Genomic DNA, 553 nt, shown 5'->3' on the forward strand with positions numbered 1-553 from the left:
TTCTTCGCTGGTTTGCGTCGAGGAATTCAGCTTCTCCGAATCCGCTTGTAGACGCAGACGCAAAGCAACTACGTTGAAACCTCTTACCTTGATATGGTGGAGCCTATCGGGATCGAACCGATGACCTCCTGCTTGCAAAGCAGGCGCTCTCCCAGCTGAGCTAAGGCCCCATCCAATGGGCCTAAGTGGACTTGAACCACCGACCTCACGCTTATCAGGCGTGCGCTCTGACCAGCTGAGCTATAGGCCCATATACACATTGCAAGGAACGATCAGTTCCCTCAAAACGAAACAAGGCTGCTGCCTTGAGTCAGCTTCTTTGCGGCCTTGCGCCGAGGAATCCAGCTCCGCTGAATCACTCGCAGACGCAGGCGCAAAACAACCGAGAGAATAACCAATTCCCTCAAAACCAAACAAAACAGCAAGCGTCATTATAATCAAACCATTCGATTTTGTCAATAACATCCTTAGAAAGGAGGTGATCCAGCCGCACCTTCCGGTACGGCTACCTTGTTACGACTTCACCCCAATCACTTGCCCCACCTTCGGCGGC

General features: G+C 52.1%; 2 tRNA genes and 1 rRNA gene. All 3 read right to left on the reverse strand.

Annotation, left to right across the window (positions count from 1 at the left end):
• Positions 1 to 94: 94 nt before the first annotated feature.
• Positions 95 to 170 (reverse strand) — tRNA-Ala (locus tag T260_RS136405).
• Between the two features lie 6 nt (positions 171 to 176).
• Positions 177 to 250 (reverse strand) — tRNA-Ile (locus T260_RS136400).
• A gap of 221 nt (positions 251 to 471) precedes the next feature.
• Positions 472 to 553: ribosomal RNA gene (locus T260_RS136395) — 16S ribosomal RNA — on the reverse strand; the annotation flags it as partial.

It is taken from the genome of Geobacillus thermopakistaniensis, from assembly GCF_000498995.1.
GTDB lineage: Bacteria > Bacillota > Bacilli > Bacillales > Anoxybacillaceae > Geobacillus > Geobacillus thermoleovorans.